General features: G+C 72.7%; 20 protein-coding genes. 8 read left to right on the forward strand and 12 right to left on the reverse strand.

The features are described from left to right. The first annotated feature begins 111 nt into the window (after positions 1–111). A complete protein-coding gene (locus ACF3NH_RS00775) occupies positions 112–1,695 on the forward strand; it encodes an ABC transporter substrate-binding protein (RefSeq protein ID WP_422921510.1) in 1,584 nt (527 codons plus the stop codon). Between the two features lie 29 nt (positions 1,696–1,724). After that, the gene (locus ACF3NH_RS00780; protein ID WP_422921511.1) at positions 1,725–3,323 is read left to right on the forward strand and encodes a M20/M25/M40 family metallo-hydrolase; all 1,599 of its coding nucleotides are present in this window, start codon (positions 1,725–1,727) and stop codon (positions 3,321–3,323) included. 34 nt (positions 3,324–3,357) lie between these two features. On the opposite strand, the gene ACF3NH_RS00785 is transcribed toward ACF3NH_RS00780, so the two are convergent. The 6 genes from ACF3NH_RS00785 to ACF3NH_RS00810 are packed head-to-tail and all read right to left on the reverse strand — an operon-like array spanning position 3,358 to position 8,658. After that, positions 3,358–4,005 carry a GntR family transcriptional regulator gene (locus tag ACF3NH_RS00785; protein ID WP_422921512.1) on the reverse strand — a complete coding sequence of 216 codons (648 nt, stop codon included), beginning with the start codon at positions 4,003–4,005 and terminating at the stop codon, positions 3,358–3,360. Positions 4,006–4,008: 3 nt separating this feature from the next. Then, the gene (locus ACF3NH_RS00790) at positions 4,009–4,665 is read right to left on the reverse strand and encodes an ABC transporter ATP-binding protein (protein ID WP_422921513.1); all 657 of its coding nucleotides are present in this window, start codon (positions 4,663–4,665) and stop codon (positions 4,009–4,011) included. Next, positions 4,652–5,422, reverse strand: a complete 771-nt coding sequence (locus ACF3NH_RS00795) for an ABC transporter ATP-binding protein (RefSeq protein ID WP_198364400.1) — start codon at positions 5,420–5,422, stop codon at positions 4,652–4,654. The genes ACF3NH_RS00790 and ACF3NH_RS00795 overlap by 14 nt, the downstream gene beginning before the upstream one ends. Beyond that, a complete protein-coding gene (locus tag ACF3NH_RS00800; RefSeq protein ID WP_422921514.1) occupies positions 5,419–6,360 on the reverse strand; it encodes a branched-chain amino acid ABC transporter permease in 942 nt (313 codons plus the stop codon). Before ACF3NH_RS00800 ends, ACF3NH_RS00795 begins: the two co-directional genes overlap by 4 nt. Then, the gene (locus tag ACF3NH_RS00805) at positions 6,357–7,289 is read right to left on the reverse strand and encodes a branched-chain amino acid ABC transporter permease (RefSeq protein WP_422921515.1); all 933 of its coding nucleotides are present in this window, start codon (positions 7,287–7,289) and stop codon (positions 6,357–6,359) included. The genes ACF3NH_RS00800 and ACF3NH_RS00805 overlap by 4 nt, the downstream gene beginning before the upstream one ends. Positions 7,290–7,293: 4 nt before the next feature. Further along, positions 7,294–8,658 (reverse strand): ABC transporter substrate-binding protein, encoded by a 1,365-nt coding sequence (locus ACF3NH_RS00810; protein WP_422921516.1) that lies wholly within the window; start codon positions 8,656–8,658, stop codon positions 7,294–7,296. Between the two features lie 183 nt (positions 8,659–8,841). Here ACF3NH_RS00810 and ACF3NH_RS00815 point away from each other — a divergent pair, with 183 nt between their 5' ends. The 3 genes from ACF3NH_RS00815 (at position 8,842) to ACF3NH_RS00825 (ending at position 12,177) form a co-directional block, all read left to right on the forward strand. Continuing rightward, a complete protein-coding gene (locus tag ACF3NH_RS00815; RefSeq protein WP_422921517.1) occupies positions 8,842–10,332 on the forward strand; it encodes a phospholipase D-like domain-containing protein in 1,491 nt (496 codons plus the stop codon). 130 nt (positions 10,333–10,462) lie between these two features. Then, complete coding sequence (locus ACF3NH_RS00820) at positions 10,463–11,458, forward strand: NAD(P)-dependent oxidoreductase (protein WP_422921518.1); 996 nt, start codon at positions 10,463–10,465, stop codon at positions 11,456–11,458. Between the two features lie 5 nt (positions 11,459–11,463). Further along, positions 11,464–12,177, forward strand: coding sequence for a metallophosphoesterase (locus ACF3NH_RS00825; RefSeq protein WP_422921519.1), 714 nt, complete (start codon positions 11,464–11,466; stop codon positions 12,175–12,177). 9 nt (positions 12,178–12,186) lie between these two features. Here ACF3NH_RS00825 and ACF3NH_RS00830 read toward each other — a convergent pair whose 3' ends face one another. The 6 genes from ACF3NH_RS00830 to ACF3NH_RS00855 form a co-directional block, all read right to left on the reverse strand. Beyond that, positions 12,187–12,321, reverse strand: a complete 135-nt coding sequence (locus ACF3NH_RS00830; RefSeq protein WP_422921520.1) for a hypothetical protein — start codon at positions 12,319–12,321, stop codon at positions 12,187–12,189. 76 nt (positions 12,322–12,397) lie between these two features. Next, the gene (locus tag ACF3NH_RS00835) at positions 12,398–13,459 is read right to left on the reverse strand and encodes an ABC transporter ATP-binding protein (RefSeq protein WP_422921521.1); all 1,062 of its coding nucleotides are present in this window, start codon (positions 13,457–13,459) and stop codon (positions 12,398–12,400) included. Further along, positions 13,456–15,675, reverse strand: a complete 2,220-nt coding sequence (locus ACF3NH_RS00840; protein ID WP_422921522.1) for an ABC transporter permease — start codon at positions 15,673–15,675, stop codon at positions 13,456–13,458. Before ACF3NH_RS00840 ends, ACF3NH_RS00835 begins: the two co-directional genes overlap by 4 nt. Before the next feature lie 9 nt (positions 15,676–15,684). Further along, entirely contained in the window at positions 15,685–16,716 is a 1,032-nt protein-coding gene (locus tag ACF3NH_RS00845; protein WP_422921523.1) for an ABC transporter substrate-binding protein, read from the reverse strand. A gap of 105 nt (positions 16,717–16,821) precedes the next feature. Next, positions 16,822–17,220, reverse strand: coding sequence for a response regulator (locus tag ACF3NH_RS00850; RefSeq protein ID WP_422921524.1), 399 nt, complete (start codon positions 17,218–17,220; stop codon positions 16,822–16,824). Further along, positions 17,217–20,261, reverse strand: a complete 3,045-nt coding sequence (locus tag ACF3NH_RS00855) for a response regulator (RefSeq protein ID WP_422921525.1) — start codon at positions 20,259–20,261, stop codon at positions 17,217–17,219. The genes ACF3NH_RS00850 and ACF3NH_RS00855 overlap by 4 nt, the downstream gene beginning before the upstream one ends. Positions 20,262–20,422: 161 nt before the next feature. Between ACF3NH_RS00855 and ACF3NH_RS00860 the strand changes: the two genes are divergently transcribed. The 3 genes from ACF3NH_RS00860 to ACF3NH_RS00870 all read left to right on the forward strand — a co-directional run bounded on the left by ACF3NH_RS00860 (position 20,423) and on the right by ACF3NH_RS00870 (position 25,285). Then, positions 20,423–22,234, forward strand: a complete 1,812-nt coding sequence (locus tag ACF3NH_RS00860; protein WP_422921526.1) for an AI-2E family transporter — start codon at positions 20,423–20,425, stop codon at positions 22,232–22,234. A gap of 51 nt (positions 22,235–22,285) precedes the next feature. Further along, positions 22,286–23,785 (forward strand): protein adenylyltransferase SelO, encoded by a 1,500-nt coding sequence (locus ACF3NH_RS00865; RefSeq protein WP_422921527.1) that lies wholly within the window; start codon positions 22,286–22,288, stop codon positions 23,783–23,785. 153 nt (positions 23,786–23,938) lie between these two features. After that, positions 23,939–25,285, forward strand: a complete 1,347-nt coding sequence (locus tag ACF3NH_RS00870; RefSeq protein WP_422921528.1) for an aspartate aminotransferase family protein — start codon at positions 23,939–23,941, stop codon at positions 25,283–25,285. Positions 25,286–25,299: the final 14 nt, after the last annotated feature.

Consider the following 25,299-nt stretch of genomic DNA (forward strand, 5'->3'; position numbering starts at 1 on the left):
CGAGGAAGGCCGCCCGGAAGAAGCTCCCGGTGACAGGGAGCCAGGGCGGGCCAGAGGACGGCGAACCGGCGGAGCATGCGCCCGCCAGAGCAAGCTGGAAGGATATCGGGAATGAAACGACGGAGTCTGCTGCAGGGGGTTGGGGCCGGCGCGACGGCCCTTGCCCTGCCCGCCCGGCTGCGGGCGGCCTCGGCCACGACGCTGCGCTTCACGCCGCAGCAGGACCTGGTCACGCTCGATCCGATCCTGACGACGGGCTACATCACCCGCAACCACGCCTACATGGTCTTCGACACGCTCTACGGCATGGACGGCAACTACCGCGCCACGCCGCAGATGGTCGATGGCCACCGCATCGAGGAGGACGGCCGGCGCTGGGACCTGACGCTGCGCGACGGCCTGTTCTGGCACGATGGCGAGCCCGTCCTGGCGCGCGACTGCGTCGCCAGCCTGCAGCGCTGGGGCAAGCGCGATGTCTTCGGCGCCTCATTGATGGCGGTGGTCGACGAACTCTCCGCTCCCGACGACAAGACCATCCGCTTCCGCCTGAAGAAGCCCTTCCCCCTGCTGCCGATCGCGCTGGGCAAGGCCTCGGTGCCGGTCTGCGCCATGATGCCGGAGCGGCTGGCCAGGACCGATCCCTTCAAGCCGGTGCCGGAGATCATCGGCAGCGGGCCGTTCCGCTTCAAGGCGGATGAGCGGGTGGCCGGCTCGCTGAACGTCTACACGAAGTTCGAGAAGTACGTGCCGCGCAGGGACGGCGCGCTGTCCTGGACCTCGGGCCCCAAGGTCGTGCATTACGACCGGGTCGAATGGCGCTCGATCCCCGACAGCGGCACGGCCACCGCGGCGCTGCTTTCCGGCGAGCAGGACTGGCAGGAATACGCCTATCACGACCAGCTGCCGCTGCTGAAGCGCACGCGCAACGTGACCACGCGGGTCCTCGACCCGACCGGCTTCGTCACCATGCTGCGGCTGAACCACCTGCACCCGCCCTTCGACAACCCGGAGATCCGCCGCGCGCTGTGGGGCGCCTTCAGCCAGTCCGACTGCATGCAGGCGATCGTCGGCGTGGACGATCCCGCCCTCTTCCACGTGCCGCTCGGCTTCTTCTGCCCCGGCACGCCGATGGGCTCGGAGGCCGGGCTCGACGTGCTGAAGGGTCCGCGCGAGATCGAGAAGGCGCGGCAGGCGATCCGGGATGCCGGCTACAAGGGCGAGAAGGTCGTCATCATGGCCGGCAACAACACCGCGGCCGGCATGGCGCTCGGCTCGGTGGCGGTCGATGTGCTGACGCGGGTCGGCATGAATGTCGAGATCTACGCCGTCGAGTTCAACGCCATGCTGCAGCGGCGCAACCGCCGCGACCGGCCGGAGGACGGCGGCTGGAGCGGCTTCGTCACCACCTGGTCCGGCACCGACTGGCTGAACCCCGCCGTGCACATGGCGCTCCGCGCCGATGGCAGCTACGCCGGCTGGTCCGTGGACGAGCGGATCAACGGTCTGCACGATGCCTGGTTCGACGCTCCGGACGAGGCCGCGCAGGCCGCGATCTGCCGCGACATCCAGCTGCAGGCGATGCGGAGCGTGCCCTATGTGCCGCTCGGCCAGTACATGCAGCCCACCGCCTACCGCAACGGCATCACCGGCGTGCTCGACGGCTTCGCCACCTTCTGGAACGTCCGCCCGGCCTGAGCCGGACCGCAAACGGGAAGATTGCTCCGATGGAACAACTGCAGGCGCTGCGCCGATCCGCGATGGATTGGATCAGCGGAAACGAGGCGCGGCTCTCCGCCTTCAACGCGCGGATCTGGAGCCATGCCGAGCCGGCCTGGCGCGAATACCGCTCGATGCGCGACTATGTCGAGATCCTGCGCGCCGAGGGCTTCGCGGTCGAGGAAGGCTCCGGCCAGATGCCGACCGCCTTCGCCGCCAGCTGGGGCGATGGCGGCCCGGTGCTGGCGAGCTTCTCCGAGTACGACGCGGTGCCCGGCAATTCGCAGCAGGTGGTGCCCTACAAGGCGCCGCGCGAGGGCCTGCATCCCTATGCGGCCGGGCACACCGATCCGCATTCCGTGCTCGGCACCGCGGCGCTGACGGCGATCCTGGCCGCCAAGGCGGCGATGCAGCAGCACGGGGTGAAGGGGCGGCTGAAACTGTTCGGCGAGCCGGCCGAGAAGGTCTGCGGCTCCAAGCCGATCCACGCCGCCAAGGGCTATTTCGACGACCTTGACGCCGCCGTGGTCTGGCACCCCTGGCCGGCCAATACCGTCACGGGCGAGACGCATTTCGGCGCCTATTGGAGCGCCGTCATCAGCTTCGAGGCCGAGGCGCCCGAGACCTGGGTCGATCCCTCGCTGATGCCGATCGACGCCTCGCACGCCATCGCCCGCTGCCCCGGCGCGGTGGATGCGCTCTGCCTGATGTACACGACCACGAAGTACACCAAGGAGGCGATGTTCCCGCACACCGGCTCCTGGACGCTGAACGAGTACATCCTCGGCGATGGCGGTGCGACCTCGGACAACCTGCCGCCACGCTTCAGCCAGATCCAGTACTCCTGGCGCTCCTCCTCCCTCGCCATCCAGGAGCAGATCTGGAAGGTGCTGGCCAACAACGCCCGCCATGTCGCCGCCAGCACCGGCTGCCGCGCCTTCGTCCGCTGGGTGACGAAGACCCGCGTCGGCCTGCCGAACACGGCGATGACGGAGCTCACCTGGGCCAACCTGCAGGAGGTGGGCGCGCCACGCTATCCGGAGGCGGCGCTGGAGTTCGGCCGCGCCATCCAGAGGAACCTCGGCCTGGAGCCGATGGCCGATCCCTTCATCGCCAATGTCTCCCGCCTGATGTCGCCGGAGGAGAACGAGGCCAAGCTGCGCGGCGGGCTGCCGCCCTGGCAGATGCACCTCTCGGCCGACGACTATGTCGAGTATTCCTGGCACTGCCCCACGGTGCGCCTGCTGGCCGCGCGCCCGCGGCTGCGGCCGCCGGGGCCGGGCTACGCCTATCCGGCCTGGACCTACAACGCCCTGGGCGGCCTGCCGGAGGCGGTGGATCCGGGGATGTTCGTCGCCGGCCGCACCATGGCGCTGACCCTGCTCGACCTCGCCGCGAAGCCCGGCGCGCTGGAGGCGGCGCAGGCCGAGTTCCGCGAGCGCACCGGCGGCGGCGTCGGCGGCTCGAAATGGGTGGGGCCGCTGCTGCCCGCGGATTTCGACCCGCCGGTCGATCTGCGCTGGCCGGAATACGTGACCACGCCGCGCGGCGAGGAATGGTGCATCCCGACGCCGCATCATGGGACGGGCGCCGGCGAGCCGCTCTGAGCGGCGGCGAGACGGGGTTGGGGAGCGGCGCCCCTCAGCCCTCCTTGGCGCGGCGCATATACTGCGCGAGCGCCGCACTGGCCGAGAGCATGTGGCCGCGCATCAGCTGCGCCGCCTCCTCCCCCGCCCCGCGCAGCAGGCGCTCCAGGATCGCCGCATGCTCCTCGTGGGAATGGCCGATGCGCTGCTCCTCCCGGAACTGCGCGCGGCGATAGGGGGCGAGCCGCAGCCGCATCGCCGCCGCGTGCGTGGCCAGCACGCCGTTGTGGGTGCCCTGGTAGAGCAGGCTGTGGAAGCGGCGGTTGTAGTCGTCATAGACATCCAGCCCCGCCGCCGCGGGATCGAAATCGGCGTGCAGGCTCTGCAGGGCGAAGCGCTCGGCCGGCGTCATGCGGAAGGTCGCGAGCCGCGCGCACATCGCCTCGGTCTCGGCCATCAGCTCGAACCACTCGCCCAGCTGCTCGATGCTGACGGCGGTGACGCGCACCCCCCGCCTGGGCGTGATCTCGACCAGGCCGGCCGAAGCCAGCTCGCGCAGCGCCTCCCGCACCGGCGTGCGGGAGGCGCCGAAGCGCTCGGCCACGGCGCTCTCGTCGATCTCGCCGCCCGGCGCCAGCCGCCCCGCGGTGATGTCATCGGCCAGCACCTGGCGGATGGTCTCGGTCAGGGTCGGCTGGGTCATGCGTCAGGCGGCGGCAATCTCGCCCCGCTCGATCACGAAGGTGCTGTCCACCAGCGCGCGGAGAAGATCCGGGCTGCTCTCGGTGATGAGGATGGCGACGTCGGGCAGTGCCGTGCGCAGCCGCGCCAGCGCCTCGGCGTAGCGCAGCGCCAGGGCGGGAGCGAGGCCCTGGAAAGGCTCGTCCAGCAGCACGGCGCGGGTGCCGACCATCAGCGCGCGGCCCAGCGCCACCATCTTGCCCTGCCCGCCCGAGAGCCCGGCGGCCTTGCGCGGCGCGAAGCCGCGCAGCTCCGGCAGCAGCTCATAGACCGCCTCCAGCCGCCGCCGCACCTCCGCCCCGGGCAGGCCGAGCACCTGCGCGGGCAGCAGCAGGTTCTCCTCCACCGTGAAGCTGCCGAAGAGCCTGCGCTCCTCGGGCGCGTAGCCGATGCCGAGCCGGGCACGATGATGCGCCGGCACGCCGTCGCAAGGCCTGCCGTCCAGCGTGATGCTGCCGCCACGCGGCTCCAGCAGGCCCATCAGGGTCCGCAGCGTCGTGGTCTTGCCGGCACCGTTGCGGCCGATCAGCGCCACGCGCCCGCCCGCCGGCACATGCAGCGAGACGCCGCGCAGCACCGTCGCCTGCGCGATGTCCACGGAAATGCCCTCAAGCCGGAGCATGACCAGCCTCCTGCGGCGCGATGCCGATGACGTCGCGCAGCACCTGCGGATCGTTCAGCACCTGTTGCGGCGGACCGAGCGCCATGATGCGCCCCTGCCCCCAGACCGCCACGCGGTCGGCGAAGCGCGCCACCACCTCCATGTCGTGCTCGACGAAGACGGCGGTCACCTTCGCCTCGCGCAGCACCCGCACCAGCGTCTCCACCACGCCCATCTTGTCGGCGGCGGCGACACCGCTGGTCGGCTCGTCCATCAGCAGCAGGCGCGGGCGCAGCGCCACCGCCATGGCGATGTCGGCCAGCTTGCGGGCACCCTCGTTCAGCGCGTCGCCCCGCCGCTCCGCCAGCGCCTCCAGGCCGAACCGCGCCAGCACCTCCTCCGCCTCGCGGCGGAAGGCCGGGCGCAGCAGCGGCGCGAAGGGCGACCAGACGCCCTCCCGCGCGGCGATCGCCAGCGCCACGTTCTCGAGCACCGTGTGCTCGGTGAAGAGCTGCGGAAGCTGGAAGGAGCGCGCCACCCCGAGATCGACGATCCGGCGCGGCGACAGCCCGAGCAGGCTCTGCCCGCGATAGGTGATGCGGCCCGCCTGCGGCTTCAGGTAGCCGGTGGTCATGTTGATGAAGGTGGTCTTGCCGGCGCCGTTCGGGCCGATGATGGCGAGGAACTCGCCCTCCATCACGTCGAGATCGATGCCGTCGGCGGCCTTCACCCCGCCGAAGGCGAGCTTCAGCCCCTGGGCCGAGAGCAGCACGCTCATGCCGCACCCCGCTTCGCCAGCAGCGACCGGCCGATCCCCCACAGCCCGCCGGGCGCGAAGAGGATGACCAGCAGCAGCACCGCGCCCAGGATCATCTGCCAGGCGTCGGCGACCGTCGCCGCCGCGTAGACCCGCGTCAGCTCATAGGCGATGGCGCCGAGGAAGGGTCCGAAGACGCTGCCCGCGCCGCCCAGGATGGCGATGAAGACCAGCTCGCCCGAGGCGGTCCAGTAGGCGAGCGCCGGGGTGACGTGGCGCGAGGCCATGGAGAGGATGGCGCCGCCGCAGCCGGCCATCAGCGCCGCGAGAACATAGGCCGAGAGCAGCACGCGCCGCGCCGAGACGCCCATGAACTCCAGCCGCGCCTCGCGCGTCTTGATGCCGGCCAGCGCCTGCCCCATCGGCGAGGCCAGGTAGACCCGGACCAGCGCGCCGAAGCCGAGCGCCAGCACGAGCGCCAGGATCAGCACCGCCCAGCCATAGGCCGGGCCCTCCAGCGCCTGGCCCAGGAAGCGCACCGGCGGCAGGCGGATGCCGTCCGTCCCGTGGGTGATGGAGTAGAGCTTCTCCAGCAGCGAGTAGAAGACCATGCTGAGCGCGAGGTTCAGCATGCCGAAGAAGATCTCGCGGTAGCGCACCACGAAGAGGCCGACGAGGAGGCCGAGCAGCGCCGAGCCGAGCGCCGCCACCGGCAGCAGCAGCGTCGCCTCCGGCAGCAGCGGCGCCAGGAAGGCGACGATATAGGCGGCGAAGGCGAGGAACAGCGCATGGCCGAAGCTGACCTGTCCGGCGCGCAGCAGCAGCAGGATGCCGAGCACGGCGAGGCCCTTGGCCATGGCGATGGTCAGCACGAAGCGCAGCCAGGGCACCGCCCAGGCGAGGGCGAGCACCGCCGCCGCCGCCAGCAGGGCGAGAAGGAGTTCGGCGGTCCGGCTCATATGCGTCGGGTCTCCGTCACGCCGAACAGCCCCTGCGGCCGCACCAGCAGCACCGCGACCATGATGAGATAGGGCACGACGACCTCCAGCTCCGGCTCGAAATAGACCGCGAAGGAGCGGCCGAGCCCGATCAGCAGCGCGGCGATGGCCGCCCCCTCGATCTGCCCGAGCCCCGCCGTCGCCACCACGGCGAAGGAGAGCACGATGGTCTGCGCGCCGACGCCCGGCACCAGCGAGACGGTGGGCGAGGCCAGCGCGCCGCCCAGCGCCGCCAGCGCCGCGCCGGCGGTGAAGGTCAGCATCGTCACCTTCGCCGCGTCGATGCCCATGGCGCGGGCCGCCTCGCGGTCGGTGGTGACGGCCACGATCATCCGCCCCGACAGCGTCCGCCGCAGGAACCAGGCGAGGCCCGCCAGGGTGAACAGCGCGATGCCCGGCAGCACGAAGAGCTGGTAGGTGTTGAACGGGATGACGTCGGCGCCGAAGGGCACGTCCACGGTGCCGAGCAGCCGCACCGGCGCGTCCGAGACCACCGGCTGCACGCCGAAGAGCAGCTTCTGCAGATCCTCGAGGATCATGAACAGCGCGAAGGTGATCAGCAGCTGCAACACCGGCTCGTGGTCCTGCATGCGCCGCAGCAGCCGCTCGATCGGCGGGCCGAGCACGGCGCCGACCAGCAGCGCCGCGACCAGCAGCGCCGGGTAGGAGATCCATTCCGGCAGGCCGGCGCCGATCAGGAAGAGCCCCAGCGCGGCGGCCGAGTATCCGCCGATGGCATAGAGGCTGCCATGGGCGATGTTGAGCACGCGCAGCACGCCGAAGACGAGGTTCAGCCCGACCGCCACCATGAAGACCGCCGCCGCGTAGGACAATCCGTCCAGCGCGGCGAGGCCCAGCAGCAGGCCGTTCTCGGCCAGCCAGTTTCCCATCGGTTCAGAGCTTGTGGGCGACGGGCTGCGGCAGCTTGCCGAGGATGTCGGGCGTCAGCGTCTTGAGCCAATCGGTGCTCTTCTGGCCGACCGGGGTGGTGACCATTTCGCCCGGCATGACCATCATGTCGGTCATCACCGGGAAGGGATACTGCTCGGTCTGCACGGTGGTGCCGATCAGCTGGTCCTCCAGCCCCTGCCCGTCCTCGCGGATGCGGATGGTGCCGGTGAGCGACGGGAACTCGAGCCCCTTGAAGGCCGCCGCCAGCTCGGCGTCGTTCGGCCAGGCGCCACCCTTGCTGGCCATCGCCTTGTCGTAGCCCGCCTTCATGGCGAAGACGGCCTGCGCCATGTGGTGCGTCGAGTAGATCGGGTAGGTGTTGAAGCGCTTGCGGTACTCGTCGGTGAAGCGCTTCAGCAGCGCCGGGTCGCGGGGGCTGGGATGCAGGAACCAGTGGTCGCCGCGGGCGCCGATGATGTGGCCCGGCGGCAGCGCGCGGCCGACGCGCTCCAGCGAGGATTCCGCCAGCGGCAGCACGAAGGTGCTGCGCTCGAACAGCCTGCGGTCGGAGGATTGCCGGATCAGCGCGTCGAGGTCGCCGCCCCAGTGGGTGGAGAAGATGACATCCGGGCGCAGCGCCAGCAGACGCGTCACCTCGGTCGAGTAGTCGGTGGCGCCGAAGCGGGGGAAGAGCTCGGCGGCGACGCGCACGCCGGGCTTCAGCGTGTTCAGCGCGGTGCGGAAGATCTCCCAGGAATCCCGGCCCCAGGCGTAGTCCTGGTTGACCACGGCGATGGAGCGGAAGTCCGGCTTCACCTTCAGGAGGTAGAGGACCGCCGCCAGCACCTCGGGCGTGGCATTGGCCTGGGGCCGGTAGGCATAGCCGTACTTGCCCTCCTCGAAGATGCGCTGCGTGCCGCAGTCCCAGAGCAGGGTCGGGCGCTTCAGCTCATCGGCCAGCGGCGCGCAGGCCAGGCAATCCGCCGACGAGATGCCGGCGAAGATCAGGTTGACGTTCTCGCTCTGCACCAGCCGCCGGTACTCGCCGACGAAATGGTCCACGCCCGGCCCCTCATCGACGAAGATCGGCCGCGCCTTGACGCCGCCGATGCCGCCGGCCTCGTTGAGCTGCTCGAAGAGCATCTCCGCCGCCTGCCGCGCCGGCACGCCGAAGACGCTGGCCGGGCCCGAGAGATAGGTGGCGATGCCGACCTTGATCTCGGCCGGCTTCTGCGTCTGGGCCTGGGCGTGCCGTCCTGCCAGCACCAGGCTGCCGGCGGCCAGCGCCCCCTGGAGCAGGGCGCGGCGCCCGGGATGGGCCGGACGTCCGGACAAGGCGGGGGGGATCGTGGAAACGATCTCAGACATTCGGACACTCCTCCAGCATGGCCTTTGAATCGGCTCTCTGCGGCAGAGTGGCATGGCCGGACGGGACCTGCCAAGCCGGGGCCTGCCAAGCCGCTGCCAGCCCGCCTTTCCGTGCGGACTTCGATCCGGCCCCCGCGCCTGGGGGGCTTGCCCGGCACCCGGCGGCAATGGGATGGAGGAGGCATGGATCTGCAGCCGGCCGCCCCGGATACCCTCCTCCAGCCCGGCGCCGCCTGCTGGCGCATCGAGCCCGCGAGCCGCGTCGCCGTCATCATCGACGCGGACGCCTATTTCCGCGCCGCCCGCGCCGCCATGCTGGCCGCCGAGCGGCGCATCATGCTGGTCGGCTGGGACTTCGACGCCCGCATCGTCCTGCCGGGGGCGGAGGAGGATGGCGGGCCGGAGCGCCTCGGCGACTTCATCCTCTGGCTGGTGCGTCGCCGGCCGGCGCTGGAGGTCAATGTGCTGCGCTGGCGGCTCGGCGCCCTCGCCGCGCTGTTCCGCGGCAATACCCTGCTCTACGTGCTGCGCTGGATGCACCACCCGCGCATCACCCTGCAGCTCGACGGCGCGCACCCGCCGGGCGCCTCGCACCACCAGAAGATCGTCGTGCTCGACGACAGCCTCGCCTTCTGCGGCGGCATCGACATGACCGCCGACCGCTGGGACCGGCGCGAGCACCGCGACGACGAGCCGCGCCGCCGCAAGCCCGGCGGCCGGCCCTACCCGCCCTGGCACGACGCCACCACCGCGCTGGAAGGCGCCGCCGCGCGGGCGATCGGCGACCTGGCGCGCGAGCGCTGGCGCTGCGCCGGCGGCGCGGCGCTGGCGCCGGTGCCGACGCGCGGGCCTTTCTGGCCGGAAGGGCTGGGCCCGGACTTCACCGAGATCGAGGTCGGCATCGCGCGCACCCTGCCCGGCAACGGCGATACCGAGGCGGTGCACGAGATCGAGGCGCTGTACCTCGCGCTGATCGCCCGGGCCCGGCGGCGGATCTATGCCGAAAGCCAGTACTTCTCCTCGCGCCGCATCGCCGAGGCCATCGCGCGCCGCCTGGATGAGCCGGACGGGCCGGAGATCGTGCTGATCAATCCGCTCACCGCCCAGGGCTGGCTTGAGCCCATCGCCATGGACACGGCGCGCGCGCGGCTGCGCGAGGCCCTGCGCCGGCACGACCGGAACGGGCGTTTCCGCCTCTACCATCCCTATACCGCGGGCGGCACGCCGATCTACGTGCATGCCAAGATCCTGGTGATCGACGAGGAGGTGCTGCGCATCGGCTCCTCCAACCTGAACAACCGCTCGCTGCGGCTCGACACCGAATGCGACGTGGTGATCGATGCGGCGCGCCCCGCCAATGCCGCGGCCGGCCCCGCCATCGCGGCGATCCGCGACGGGCTGCTGGCCGAGCATCTTGGCGTTCCCCCCGCGGAGATCACCCGGCGGCTGGCGGAGGGCGGCTCCCTGATCGACACCATCGAGGCGTTGCGCGGACCCGGCCGCAGCCTGCGCCCCTACGAGACGCCCGATCTCAACGCGGTGGAGGCCTGGCTGGCCGACAACGAGATCCTCGACCCCGAAGGGCCGGAGGAGATGTTCGAGGCGCCCTCCCGGCGCGGCCTGTTCCGCCGCCTCCGCCTCTGGCGTCCCCGCCTCTGGCGCCGCCATCGCTGAGCCGCCGCTTGCCCCGGGCGGAGCCGGCGCCCACTCTGGCCGGACGCCGGGCCGATCCAGGGACACGCAGGGTCCGGGAACAGGGAGCGACGAACATGCCCAAGCCGCCGGCCCCAGGACGATGCCCGGAATGAAGGTCTATCTCACCCATACCGACGAGGCCTTCGCGGGCTATTTCGGCGACCGCGCGCTGGCCGCGCTGCGCGAGCATGCCGAGGTGGTCCGCAACACCAGCGGCCGCGTGCTGGCCGGCGCCGCGCTGGCCGAGGCCGCGGCCGGCTGCCAGGCGATCATCGCCCACCGCGCCACGCCCGGCCTGGCGGAGACCTTCGCCGCCGCGCCCGATCTCGTCGCCTTCCTGCGCGGCGCGGTGGATGTCAGCACCATCGACCTGCCGGCCGCCTCCGAGGCCGGCGTGCTGGTGACGCAGGCGACACCGGGCTTCGTCGATGCCGTCGCCGAACTCGGCATCGGCCTGATGATCGACCTGGCCCGTGGCATCTCCCGGGCCAGCGCGGCCTGGCAGCACAGCGCCGCGCCGCCGGCGCGCCCGGGCCTGCAGCTCTCCACCGCGACCCTGGGCCTGCTGGGCTATGGCCGCATCGCCCGGCGCATGGCGGTGCTGGCGCGCGCCTTCGGCATGCGCGTCCTGGCGCATGATCCGGCGGCGACGATCGCGGAGGGGGAGGCCGAGCCGGTCTCGCGCCAGGCTTTGCTCGCGGGCGCCGACTTCGTGGTCTGCCTCGCCGCCGCCACGCCGGAGACCACCGATCTGATGAACGCCGCCGCCTTCGCGGCCATGCGGCGCGGCAGCTTCTTCATCAACCTGGCGCGCGGTGAGCTGGTGAACGAGGCGGCGCTGGAGGCGGCGCTCGAATCCGGCCATCTGGCGGGCGCGGCGATGGATGTCGGCCGCGCCCCGGACCAGAAGCCGAGCCCGCGCCTGGCCCGCCGCCCCGATGTCGTCGCCACGCCGCATATCGGCGGGCTGACGCGTGAGGCGGCGGAGCATCAGGCGATGGACACGGTGCGCCAGGTCGCCGCCCTCGCCGCCGGACGGATGCCGGAAGGCGCGCTGAATCCCGAGGCGGCGCACCGGCTGCGGCGGCTGGGCATCGGGGGCTGAGGCGCGTGCCCGCCTTCCGTCCCGCCCCCGCCCGCCTGCCGGCCGGGCGGCGCATCTACGCGGTGGGCGACATCCATGGCTGCGCCGACCGCCTCGCCGCGCTGCACGGGCTGATCGCCGCCGACCACGCGGCCCGGCCGGGTCCGTCGGGCCTGTTGCTGCATCTCGGCGATTTCGTCGACAAGGGCGGCGACAGCGCCGGCGTGCTGCGCTGGATGACCGGCGCCGCCCTGCCGCGGAACCTCGCGGTGAAGAACCTGACCGGCAATCACGAGGTGGCGATGCTGGCCGCGCTGGAGGGCGGCCCGGGGGATGTGGCCGACTGGCTCTGGTGCGGCGGCCGGGCCACGCTCGAAAGCTACGGCCTCTCGCCCGAGGCGGCGGCGGCGGACTGGGCGGCGGCCATCCCGCCCGCGCACCAGGCCTTCCTGCAAGGGCTAGACCTGTTCCATCAGGAGGGCGGCTATTGCTTCGTCCATGCGGGGCTGCGCCCCGGCACACCCTTCCCGGCCCAGGCGCCGGAGGATCTGACGCGCATCCGCCAGCCCTTCCTCTCCTGGACCGGGCCGCATGACTTCGTCGTCGTGCATGGCCATACCGCCCGCGCTGAGCCAGAGGTGCTGCCGAACCGCATCAATCTCGACACGGCCGCCTGGTCCGGCGGGCCGCTGACCTGTGCGGTGCTGGAGGAGGACCGGATCGGCTTCCTCTTCGCGTGAGGGTCCGGCTCACCCCGGCGGCGCGGCGCGGCCGCCGCGCATGTAATGCCGCTCCGGGCGGTAGGCGTCCTGGCCCAGCCAGCGGCGCAGCAGGCGGGTCACGCGGCGCCGGAGCGGCGGAGAGGTCGGGGCGAGGCGGGCCATGAGAGGCGTCCCTGTCGTTGAGAACGCCTGTCGTTATCCGTCACTTCCGTTAACGCATCCCTGACGGCGCGGCCCGCTATCCCGCCAGCACCGCCACGCCGTGGCCGGTCAGGCCGAGCCCGACGGCCTCGCCCGGCGCCCGGCGGGTCTCGCTCGAGGGCGCGATGGCGAAGACCGGGCCGAGCGGCGTCTCCAGCGTGTATTCCATGACGCCGCCCAGATAGGCCGCCTTGGTGACCCGCCCCTCCACGGCCGCCGCCGCGTCGCCAGCCGCGAGCAGGCGGATCGCCTCCGGCCGCAGCGCCACCTCCACCGGCCCGTCCGGGCGGCCGCGATGCGGCAGGGTCAGCCGCGCCCGGCCGAGCCGCACCTCGCCCTGCCGCGCATCCAGCCGCCGCAGATCCCCCTTCAGCCGGTTGGCATCGCCGATGAAGCCGGCGACGAAGGCATTGAGCGGCGCGTCGTAAAGCTCGGCCGGCGTGCCTTCCTGGGCGATGACGCCGGTGTTCATGACGATGATCCTGTCGCTGATCGCCAGCGCCTCGCTCTGGTCGTGCGTCACATAGGCGACGGTGACGCCGAGCCGCTGCTGCAACTCGCGGATCTCCTCGCGCATGTGCCGCCGCAGCCGCGCGTCGAGGTTGGACAGCGGCTCGTCGAACAGCAGCACCGAGGGTTCCAGCACCAGGGCGCGCGCCACGGCGACACGCTGCTGCTGCCCGCCCGAGAGCTCCGAGGGCAGCCGTGCCTCGAAGCCCGCCAGCCCGACCGAGGCCAGCGCGGCCCGCGCCGCCTCCCCCGCCGCCGCCTTGCCGCGGCCCGAGACGACCAGGCCGTAGCCGACATTCTCCAGCACCGTCATGTGCGGGAACAGCGCGTAGGACTGGAACACCATGGAGACGTCGCGCTCGGCCGGCGGCAGCGAGGAGACGTCGCGGCCGCCGATCATCACCCGCCCTTCGCTCGGATAGTCGAGCCCGGCGATCATCCGCAGGATGGTCGTCTTGCCGCAGCCCGAGGGGCCGAGCAGGGTGCAGAGCTGTCCAGCGGGGATGGCGAAGGACACGTCGCGCACTGCCGTCGCGGCGCCGAAGCGCTTGGTGACGTGCTCGAAGCGGATCTCGGCGGCGCGGGTCATGCGGCGGCTCCTGGCGTGGCGGTGGGTGCCGTGGCCACCGGCAGGACGGCGCGGCGGCCGATGCGGCGCTGGCCGACCAGGAGCTGCGCCAGCCCCAGCACCGCCAGCATCAGCACGATCAGCACGACGGCGACGGCGATGGCCAGGCCGTAATCGCCGTTGATGACGCGGTTGACGATGAACACCGTGGCCAGCTCGGTCTCCGCCGTGACCAGGAAGATGACGGCGCTGATCGTCGTCATGGCGCGGACGAAGGCATAGGTCAGCCCGGCGATGATCGCCGGCCGCAGCAGCGGCAGCAGGACGCGGTGGAACGCGTCCAGCCCGCCGCCGCCCAGCGTGTGGGAGGCCTCGTCCAGCGAGCGGTCGATCTGCGCCATCGCCGCCATGCCGGAGCGCAGGCCCACCGGCAGGTTGCGGAAGATGAAGCAGATCACGATGATCGCCCCCGTCCCCGCCAGTTCCAGCGGCGGCAGGTTGAAGGCGCGCAGATACGCGACGCCGATCACCGTGCCGGGCACGGCGAAGGACAGCAGGGTGGCGAATTCCAGCAGCCCCCTGCCGGCGAAGCGGGCGCGGCTGAACAGCCAGGCCGCCAGGATGCCGAGCAGCGCGGTGACGGGCGCGGCGATCGCGGCGAGCTCGAGCGTCGTCAGCACGCTGTTCCAGGCAAGGCCGGTGAGCCGCGGCGCGCCGCCGCTCCACTCGATCTCGAAGGCCTTGACCATGTGGCGCAGCGTCGGCGTGTAGTCGCGGCCCCAGACCTCGACGAAGGCGCCCGAGACGGCCAGCGCGTAGAGCGCGACGGTCAGCCCCGCCCAGGGCAGCGCGACGCCGAGGCAGAGGCGCCGCACCCCGCGCGGCAGCGGCGGCGGCAGGCCGGAATCGCCCTTGCCGCCGATGGAGACATAGGATTTCCGCCCCGTCAGCCGGCTCTGCGCCAGGAAGACCAGCCCGGCGATCAGCAGCAGCACCAGGGAGAGCGTGGCGGCGCGGCCCGGATCGGCCTGGGCGCCGACCACGGTGAAGAAGATCTCGGTGGCCAGGACGTTGAAGCCGCCGCCCAGCACCACCGCATTGCCGAAATCGGCGATGCTCTCGATGAAGCCGAGCAGGAAGGCATTCGCGAGCCCCGGCATCAGCAGCGGCAGGGTGACGGTGCGGAAGATCTTCGCCGGCGAGGCGCGCAGCATCGACGCCGCCTCCTCCAGCGTCGGCGACAGCCCTTCGACGACGCCGATCAGCACCAGGAAGGCGATCGGCGTGAAGGCGAAGAGCTGCGCCAGGAAGATGCCGGGCAGGCCGTAGATCCAGCGCCCCAGCTCCAGCCCGAACCATTCGGCGGCGGCGATCGAGACGAGGCCCGAGCGGCCGAAGATCAGGATCAGCCCCAGCCCCAGGATGAAGGGCGGCGTCACGATCGGCAGCACGGTGAGCCAGCGCAGCGCGCGGGCGAAGCGCAGCCGCCCGCGCGTCACCAGCAGCGCGAAGGCGAGGCCGAGCGCCGTGGTGCCGGCGCCGGTCAGGACCGCCAGGAGAATGGTGTTCCAGACCACGCCGCAGCGCGGCGCCCCGGCAAGGCAGCCGAGCCCCCACAGCCGCTCATCGGCCAGGCGCGGCACCGAGGCGGTCAGGCTGACCGCGCCGGCGGCGTCGCGGAAGGCGTCGGTCAGCAGCGCCAGGATCGGCAGGAAGGTGAAGAGCAGCACGCCAATCGCCACCGCCGTCGCGGCCGCGGCGGTGAAGGCATCGCCCCGGAAGGCGCCGCGGCCGGCGAGGCCGGCGGCGAGCACCAGCGCCAGCCCCATCGCCGTCAGGCTGCCGCCCCAGCCGATGCCGAACTGCCGGTCGTCCAGCACGCCGAACAGCGTCTCCAGCCCGGCGAAGCGCCAGCCGCGCACGCCGATCGCCTCGCCCTGCGCGACCAGCAGCGCCAGGCCGAGCCCGCCCGCCAGCAGCAGCCACCCGGCCCGCGCCCGGCGGGACAGCGGCGCCAGCGTCGCGGCCAGCGCGGCGAGTGGCGCCAGCACCGCCGGCCATAGCCACCAGCGGCCCTGGCTCAGCGCCTGCCCGAGCGCCGGTCCGTAATCGGCATCGGCGAACCAGCCGAGGCCCAGCTCCGGCAGCAGGCCGAGCCCGTCCTGCGTCAGGTACCAGGGGAGGAGAAGCGCGGCGACCAGGGCGATCACCGCGCCGGTCAGGCCGGCGGCGCGCATGGCCCGGCCTCAGCGCGGCAGGCTGTTCACCTCGCGGTCCCAGCGCTCGATCAGCCGGCGGCGCTCGGCGCTGGTGCCGAACTTCGCGAAGTCGTAGTCGATCAGCTTGATCTGATCCATCTGCGGCGCCTCGGCCGGCACCGGCGTCGCGCGGTTGGAGGGGGTCTGGAACTGCTTCGTCTCGGCGCCGAGCTTCTGCGCCGCCGGGGTCAGCGCCCAGTCGTAGAAGCGCCGCGCGTTGCGCTCGTTCCTGGCCCCCTTGATGATCGACATCGAGCCGATCTCGTAGCCCGTCCCCTCGCAGGGCAGCGCGTAGCCGACCGGGAAGCCGCCGAGCTTCTCGGTCACCGCGTCGTGCACGAAGGAGATGGAGACGCCGGTCTCGCCCCGCGCCACCGCCTTCACCGGGCCGGTGCCGGAACGCGGATAGGTGTTGATGTTGCGGTGCAGGTCCTTGAGGTACTGGAAGGCCGCCTCCTCGCCCATCACCTGCACCATGGTCGCGATCATCACATAGGCCGTGCCGCTCGACTGCGGATTGGCCATCTGGATCTCGTTGCGGAACTCCGGCTTCAGCAGGTCCTTCCAGCAGGCCGGCGGCGTGATGCTGCGGCGCGCCAGCAGCTCGGTGTTGTAGGCGAAGCCCAGCGCGCCGGCGTAGATGCCGACCGTGCGGTACTTCGAATCACGCGCCTGCTTCTGCGCCCAGTCGTGCAGCTCGCCCAGCACGGGAGAGCGGTACTCGGCCGAGAGCCCGTCCTCCGCCGCCTGCAGATGCGGGTCGCCGGTGCCGCCGTACCAGACATCGCCGCGCGGGTTCTGGGCCTCGGCGCGGATCTGCGCCAGCACCTCGCCGCTGCCCTTCTGCGCCATGCTGACGCGGATGCCGGTCTCCTTGGCGAAGGCATTGGCCGCCGCCTGGCACCATTCCACCTGCGCCGAGCAGTAGATGTTCAGGCTGCCCTGCGCCAGGGCGGGGGCGGCCGAGAGGGCGAGCAGGGCCATGGCGCCCGGCAGGATGTGACGGAGGGTGATCGGCATCGGTGTTCTCTCCCTGGCGGGAGGCCGACGCGGCGACCTTCCCGGACCGGCCATCGCCGGCTTGTCGCAGGAATGCAACAAAACCGTCACATCAACAAGGGATCCTCACGCGGCGGGCGGGCGGTCCTGACCCTCCTCCCGGCGCAGCAGGGCGGCGTCGATCTGCTCCAGCAGCCGGGCGAAATCGACGGGCTTCGGATGATAGTCGTCGCAGCCCGCCTCGATCACCTTGGCGCGGTCGCCGGCCATGGCATGCGCGGTGAGCGCGATGATGGGGATATGCGCCGTCTCGGGCCGGCCGCGCAGCTGCCGCGCCGCGGTCCAGCCGTCCATGACAGGCAGATTCATGTCGAGGAGGATGATCTCCGGCAGGGCCTGCGCCGCCTTGTCCACCCCCTCCTGCCCGTCATGCGCCAGCAGCACCTCGAAGCCCCGGCGGCGCAGCCGGCGGGAGAGGAAGTCCCAAAGCTCCTCGTGATCCTCCACCAGGAGAAGCGTGGTCATGCGGTTCGTCCTTCCGTATCCAGATCCTGCCGACCCCCGTCCCGGAGGTTCTCCCCGCCAACGGCGGGCCGCGCCATCTCCGCCGGGCCGGATGGCGCAACAACGCGCGGGACGAGGGTCGCGATGCGGCGCAGCTCGCGCAGCAACTCCTCCCGCATGCCCTCCTCGGCCGGCAGCAGGCCCTGCACCCGGTCGCGCAGCCGCTCCAGCGCCTCCTCCTCCACCGCCCCGCCAGCCAGGGCGATGATCGGCAGCGCCCGCCATTCCTCGCGCCGCCGCAGCTCCTGGATCAGCGCAAAGCCCTCCCCGCCGCCCTGCTGCACCGCGACCAGCGCCAGGGCGGGCGGCGGCGGCAGGGCCAGCCGGGCCAGCGCGGCGGCGGCATCGGCCACCGGCTCCACCACCCAGCCTGCCGCCTCCAGCAGGCGGGTCAGCTCGCCGCGATGCGCCGCGTCCTGCTCCAGCAGCAGCGCGCTCCCCGGCTGGGGCTGCGCGCGGAACCGGTCGAGCACGCGCTTCAGGCGGCTCCATTCCACGGGCTTGTCGAGATAGTCGGCGGCGCCCAGCGAGAAGGCCAGGCCCCTCTCCCGCACCATCGTCACCATGACCACCGGCGTCTCGACCAGCACGGGATCGGCCTTCAGCGCCGCCAGCACCGCCCAGCCATCCATGCGCGGCATCATCACGTCGAGCAGGATGGCATCGGGCCGCAGCGCGCGCGCCTGGCGCAGCGCCTCCTGGCCGTCAGCGGCGAGGCGCACGGCGAAGCCCTCCCGGTTCAGGAAGCGCGACAGCAGCTCCCGCGCCGCCGGGTCGTCGTCCACCACCAGGACCAGCCCGGCCCGCCCCTCGGAACCGGCGGGAGGCGCCTCCGGCACCGCCGCCGCCGCCGGCGCCCCGAGGTCGAGCGGCAGGCGCAGGGTGAAGAGGCTGCCCTCCCCGGGCCGGCTCTCCACGGCGATGCCGCCGCCCATCATCGCCGCGAAGGCGCGGGTGATGGCGAGGCCGAGGCCGGTGCCGCCGAAGCGCCGGGTGGTCGAGGCATCGGCCTGGGCGAAGCGCTCGAAGAGACGCGCGAGCTGCTCCTCCGTCATGCCGATGCCGGTATCGGCCACGCGCAGCCGCAGCCAGCCGGGGTGGCCCTCCGCCTCCCCCGGCTCCAGCTCGGCCGCCAGGGTGACACGGCCGCCCTCGGTGAACTTGGCGGCATTGCCGATCAGGTTGAACAGGCACTGCCGCAGCTTGACCGGGTCCGAATGCATCCGCGGCAACCGCTCGGGGATCCGCAGCTCCAGCGCATTGCCCTTCTTCTCGACCAGGCCGCGCACCGTCTCCGCGACCTCCCGCAGCAGCGCCGCCGGGTCGAAATCCTCGGCCTGCACCTCCATCCTGCCGGCCTCGATCTTCGACAGGTCGAGCACATCGTTGATGAGCGAGAGGAGGTGCCGCGCATTGGCGCGGATCTTCACCAGGTCCTCGCGGAAGGCCGCGGTGCCGGGGAGGTCCTGCGCCTCCTCCTCCAGCATCTCGGCATAGCCGATGACGGCGGAGAGCGGCGTGCGCAGCTCGTGGCTCATATTGGCGATGAACTGGCTCTTGGCGCGGTTGGCCTCCTCCGCCGCGCCCTTGGCCACGGCCAGCGCCTCCTCGGCCTCGCGCATCGCGGTGATGTCCGTGTTGGTGCCGAACCAGCCGATCAGGCGGCCCTCGGGAAACTCCTCGTCCGGCGGCTCGCGCAAGGGCAGCGCGCGGGTGAGGAACCAGCGGTAGCGGCCATCGGCGCCACGCAGCGGAAAGCTGTCCTCCCAGCCCTCGCCGGCGGCGATCGCGGCGCGCAGCCCGGCCGCCACCGCCTCGGCATGGTCGGGATGCAGCGCCACCTGCCAGCCGAAGCCATGCATCCTCTCCAGCGTCTCGCCAGTGTAGTCGAACCAGCGGCGGTTGAACCACTGCACCGCCCCCTGGTCGTCGGTCATCCAGGCCAGCTGCGGAATGGAGTCGACCGTCATGCGCAGCCGCGCCTCGCTGCGCCGGAGCCTCTCCTCCATGCGCCGCCGCGCCGAGACGTCGCTGGCGGCAAGGCCGACGCCGTCGCCCCGCGCCGCCGGGCCGCCGAGCGGGAAGAAATCCATCACCAGGTGCCGCTCCGGCCGCCCCGGCGGCCTGATCCGCACCTCGACGCCGGATTCCGCCCGGCCGTCCCGCAGGACGCGGCGCAGATGCGGCTCCATCTGCGACCGCACCTCCGTCGGCAGGGCGCGGCCGGCGCCGCCCAGGAGGCTCTCGCTCAGCGCCATCAGGGCCTTGTTGGCATGGGTGACATGCAGGCCCCGGTCCAGGAAGCCGAGCCCGACCGGCGCATGCGCCATCACCCCGCCCAGCAGGGCCACGGCATGGCGCTCGGCCCGGCGGCGGGCGAGGCCATACAGCAGCAGCAGCAGGGCGGCGCCGCCGGCGGCGGCGGCGGCGAAGGCGATCAGCAGCAGCGTCCTGCGGTCATTCTCCGCCTCGAGCACCGCCATCCGGGCGCGGGTGGTCGACTGCACCTCGGCCACCGCCCGGCGCGCCGCGTCCATGACCGCCTTCCCTTCTCCCGTCGCGGTCAGGCGGATGGCGGCCTCGAGCCCCTCCTGCCGGCGCGCCGCCACCACCCGGTCCGACCAGGCGAGCTTCGCCTCGGTCAGGGCGCGCAGCCGGTCGGACGGAAAGCCGCCGGCCTCGGGCGAGGCGGCGCGCTCCAGGCGGTCCAGCGTGGGGCCCAGCGCGAGCCGCGCCCCCATGGAGGTCTCGAGATAGGTGTCGTCGCCCACCAGGACGAAGCCGCGCTGCCCGGTCTCGACATCCTTCAGCGCCGAGAGCAGCGCCTCGGCATCGAGCACATGGGCGTTGCCCGCCACCTGAAGGGCGCGGGCGCGGTCGGCCGCCATCCAGGCGGCGACGCCCGCGCCGACGGCCAGCAGGGCCAGCAGGGCGGCGCCGGCCAGCAGCCGGCCGCGCGGGCGGGAGAGGAAGGCGGCGGTGGCCGAGGCGGCGTCAGGCAAGGCATTGGTTTCCAGGCGATGGGGTCGTAACGCCGCGATCGCGCGGCGGGTTCTCGAAAAAGAGAAGAAGCCACGTCCAGGCTTCAACTCCGGCACCGCCACGGGCGTTGTCCCGGCGCGCCCGACCGGTGGGGACCGGCGCCTTCTCCAGGATGCCGCCCGTGAACCTGCCCCAATCGCTTCCCGACCCGACGCCCTCCCCGCCCGCCACGGCCATCCTGCGCTGCCTGCAGGGCATCCTGGGCCTGCTGGCCGCGGCGCTGACCATCGCCGCCCTGTATTATGGCCGCGACATCATCATGCCGCTGGTGCTGGCGACGCTGCTGGCCTTCGTCCTGGCCCCGGTGGCGTCGCTGCTCACCCGCCTCTGGCTGCCGCGCGCCCTGGCGGTGGTGCTGACCGTGCTGCTCGGCGCCGGCGCCATCCTCGGTCTCGGCATCGTCATCGGGCGGCAGGCCGCCGCGCTGGTCGTCAACCTACCCGAGTACCAGGCCAATCTGCGCGCCAAGCTGGAGGGGCTGCGGCTCTCCGAACTGCTGGCCGATGCGCGGCGCGCCATCGAAGACCTGACCGGCTTCATGGGCGACGGCGTCATCATGCCCTTGCCCGGCGCCGCCTCCTCGGCACCGCCCACGGCCGAGGGCGGGACCACGCCGCTCGACATCCTGCAGGGGGTCGCCGCCCCGGTCCTCGCCCCCTTCGCCACCGCCGGGCTGGTCGTGCTCTTCGCCATCTTCGTGCTGATCTACCGCGAGGACCTGCGGGACAGGGTGATCCGGCTGGCCGGCAGCCGCGACCTGCACCGCACCACCGTGGCGCTGAACGACGCGGCCCGGCGGCTCTCCCGCTTCTTCCTGGCGCAGGTCGCCCTCAATGCGGGGCTGGGCGTCATGGTCGGGCTGGCGCTCTGGGCCCTCGGCATGCCCAGCCCGGCGCTCTGGGGCATCCTGGCGGGGCTGATGCGCTTCGTGCCCTTCCTCGGCCTGTTCATCGCCCTGCTGCCGACGCTGCTGCTCGCGCTCGCCGTCGATCCCGGCTGGTCGCTGGCCTTCTGGGTGCTCGGCCTGTTCCTGATCGCGGAACCGCTGATGGGGCAGGTGCTGGAGCCCACGATCTATGGCCACAGCACCGGCCTCTCGCCCGTCGCCGTCATCATCGCGGCGATCTTCTGGACCTTCCTCTGGGGCCCGATGGGCCTGCTGCTGGCCATGCCGCTGACGCTCTGCCTGGTGGTGCTGGGCCGCCACGCGCCGAGCCTCGGCTTCCTCGACGTCATCCTCGGCGACCGGCCCTCGCTGCTGCCGGAGGAACGCTTCTACCAGCGCGCGCTGAGCCGGGACCCCGAGGGGCTGATCCGGCAGGCGCGGGAACAGCTGCGCCTGGAACCCTCCCTCACCGCCTATCACGACGGCGTGGCGCTGCGCGCACTGGTGATGGCCGATCAGGACTGGTCGCGCGAGGTGCTGGAGGCGGAGAAGCTGGAGGATATCCGCTTCTCCCTCGCCGGGTTGCTGGAGGAGCTGAAGGGGGAGGAAAGCGACGGGGAGGAAAGCGACCGGGAGGTAGCGCCGCGTATTCTCTGCACCGCCGGGCGCGGCCGGCTGGACGACCTCGCCGCCGCCTTCGCCGCCCAGGCGCTGCGCTCCGAGGGGCTGCCCGCCCTGGCGCTGGCCGAGGGTGCCGAGCCGCCGCCCGGCCTCGTGCCGAACCTCGCGCTCTGCTGCATCGCCGTGCTGGAATCCGGCAGCAGCGCGGCCGGCATCCGCTATCTGGTGCGGCGCTGGCAGCGCCTGCTGCCGGGAGCCCGCATCGTCGTCGGCCTCTGGCACGCCGCCCCGGACAGCGCGCTGCTCGAGGCGCTGCGCCGCGAGAAGGCGGGCGAGGTCATCGTCACCTCCCTCGGCGAGCTGGCGGCGCTCTGCCGCACGTTGGAGGAGGTGCCGGAGCCGCGGCGCGAAGCCGGGTCCGCCTGAGGGATGCGGCGGGGGTTGCGGCTGGCGGCGCGCGTCGCGATCTAGCCTCGCATGACCCCGCGCTTCGCCTTCGACAACAGCTTCGCCCGCCTGCCAGGGGGCCTTCCCGGAGGCTTCCACGCGCGGCTGGCGCCGACCCCGGTGGCCGAGCCACGGCTGATCCGCCTCAACCGGCCGCTGGCCGAGTTGCTCGGCCTGGACCCGGAGGCGCTCGCGAGCCCCGAGGGCGTCGCCATCCTGGCCGGCAATGCCGTGCCGGAAGGCGCGGAGCCGCTGGCCATGGCCTATGCCGGACACCAGTTCGGTGGCTTCGTGCCCCAGCTTGGCGATGGCCGTGCCATCCTGCTGGGCGAGGTGGTGGGGCGCGACGGGCTGCGGCGCGACATCCAGCTCAAGGGGTCCGGCCCCACCCCCTTCTCCCGCCGGGGCGACGGGCGGGCGGCGCTCGGCCCGGTGCTGCGGGAATATCTGGTCAGCGAGGCCATGGCGGCGCTCGGCGTGCCCACGACCCGCGCCCTGGCGGCCGTCTCGACCGGCGAGGCGGTGCTGCGCGAGACGCCGCTGCCCGGCGCCGTGCTGGCCCGCGTCGCCTCGAGCCACCTGCGCGTGGGCAGCTTCCAGTTCTTCGCCGCACGGGGCGATGTCGCGGCGCTGCGCCGGCTGACCGACTATGCCATCGCGCGCCACGATCCGGGGGCCGCCGGGGCGCCCCGGCCCGCCCGCGCCCTGCTCGACGGCGTGGTGGCCCGGCAGGCCGCCCTCGTGCCGCAATGGCTGCTGCTCGGCTTCATCCACGGCGTGATGAACACCGACAACACCAGCATCTCCGGCGAGACCATCGACTATGGCCCCTGCGCCTTCCTCGATGCCTATGAGCCCGGCAAGGTGTTCTCCTCGATCGACCTCGGCGGCCGCTATGCCTACGGCAACCAGCCGCGCGCCATGCACTGGAACCTGGCGCGGCTGGCCGAGGCCCTGCTGCCCCTGCTCGACGAGGAGGAGGAGGCCGCCATCGCCTCGGCGCAGGAGGCCCTGGCCGGCTTCGGCCCCGCTTTCGAGGCGGCCTATCTGGCAGGCCTGCGCCGCAAGACCGGGCTGCTCTCGGCGCGGCGGGACGATGCGGAGACGATGCAGGCCCTGCTGGACCTGATGGCGGCGCAGCAGGCCGACTTCACCCTCGCCTTCCGCGCCCTGGCCGACACCGCCGGGGCCGATGCGGCCGGGGCCGGCGAAGAGGCCTTTCTCGCGCTCTTCGCCGAGCGCGAGCCGGCCGCCGCCTGGCTGGCGCGCTGGCGGTCCCGGCTGGCGCAGGAGCCCCTGTCGCCGGCGTCGCGGGCGGGCGCGATGCGCGCCGCCAACCCGGCCTTCATCCCGCGCAACCACCGGGTCGAGGCGGCGCTGGGGGCGGCGATCTGGCAACGCGACCTCGGCCCCTTCGAGACCCTGCTCGGCGTCCTGTCCCGTCCCTTCGACGACCAGCCGGAGCACCGCGCGCTGATGCTGCCGCCCCAGCCGGAGGAACGCGTCGAGCGCACCTTCTGCGGCACCTGACGGCCGCCTCCCGCGCGGCGCCCCAGGCAGGGGGGGGTGGTGGACAGAGGGCGCCCCGGACCATAGCCTCGGCGCGGTAACAGTCGCGGCATCGGCCGCGCCGGGAGGCTGGCCGGTCCAAAGCGGCTCCATTCGAACGGAGCATCCCTCGCCATGTCCGACCCCCGCCCGGCTTCCCCGCCCGGCATGCCCCTCCCCGGCATGCCTCCCGCCGACCTGTCTCCTGCCGACCTGGCCGAGACGGCCCGGCGGGTCCTCCCGGGCGGCGGCTTCGGCAACATGGCGGGGGAGATCGTCATCCGCGAGGGCCGCGGCGGCCGCGTCCGGGATACCGAGGGCCGGGACTACATCGACTTCCTGCTGGGCTCGGGCCCCATGCTGGTGGGCCACGCGCATCCCGAGGTGAACGCGGCGGTGATCGAGCAACTCGGGCGCGGCTCCACCTTCTTCGCCAGCAACGAGCCGGGCATCCGGCTGGCGGAGGCCATCGTCGCGGCGGTGCCCTGCGCCGAGCAGGTGCGCTTCGCCTCCACCGGCACCGAGGCCGATGCCTATGCGATGCGCCTGGCCCGCGCCCATCGCCGCCGCCCGAAGATCCTGAAGTTCGAGGGCGGCTATCACGGCATGAGCGATTATGCGCTGATGAGCCTCTGGTCCGCCGCGCCCGGCAATTCCGCCACGCCGGTCGCGGATTCCGCCGGCATTCCCGACAGCCTGCGTGGCGAGATGCTGGTCTGTCCCTACAACGACCTGGAGGCGGCGCGGGCACTGGTCGCCGCGCATCACGACGAGATCGCCGGGGTCATCGTCGAGCCGATGCAGCGCTTGATCCCGCCGCGCCCCGGCTTCCTGCAGGGCCTGCGCGACCTCACCGCCGAGCATGGCATCCTGCTGATCTTCGACGAGGTGGTCACGGGCTTCCGCCTCGCCTATGGCGGCGCGCAAGAGTATTACGGCGTGGTCCCGGACCTCTGCACGCTGGGCAAGGTGATCGGCGGCGGCCATCCGCTCTCCGCCATCGCCGGCCGGGCGGAGATCATGGCGCATTTCGACCGCGCCCGGGCGGGGGATGCCTTCCTGCCGCAGATCGGCACGCTGAGCGGCAATCCGGTGGCCGCCGCGGCCGGCCTCGCCACGCTGGAGATCCTGCGCCGCCCCGGCGCCTATGAACGGATCTTCGCCACCGGGCGCGCCCTGCAGGCGGCGCTGCGCGAGGCCCTGGCGGAAGCCGGCATCCCGGCCCTGATCCTGGGCGAGCCGCCGATGTTCGACGCCGTCTTCACCACGCGCGCCACCATCACCGAGCATCGCGGCATGCTCGACACCGACAAGGCGATGAGCGGGCGTTTCAACGCCTTCCTGCGCGCGCGGGGCGTCTTCAAGAGCGAGGGCAAGATCTACGTCTCGCTGGCGCATGACGCGCGCGACATCACCGAGGCCGGCACGGCCTTCGCGGAGGCGGCGCGGCTGGCCAAGGCCCCGTCCCCGGCCCATGCGTGAACCCGGAGAGAACG

The sequence above is a fragment of the Pseudoroseomonas sp. WGS1072 genome (assembly GCF_049340465.1).
Classification (GTDB): domain Bacteria; phylum Pseudomonadota; class Alphaproteobacteria; order Acetobacterales; family Acetobacteraceae; genus Pseudoroseomonas.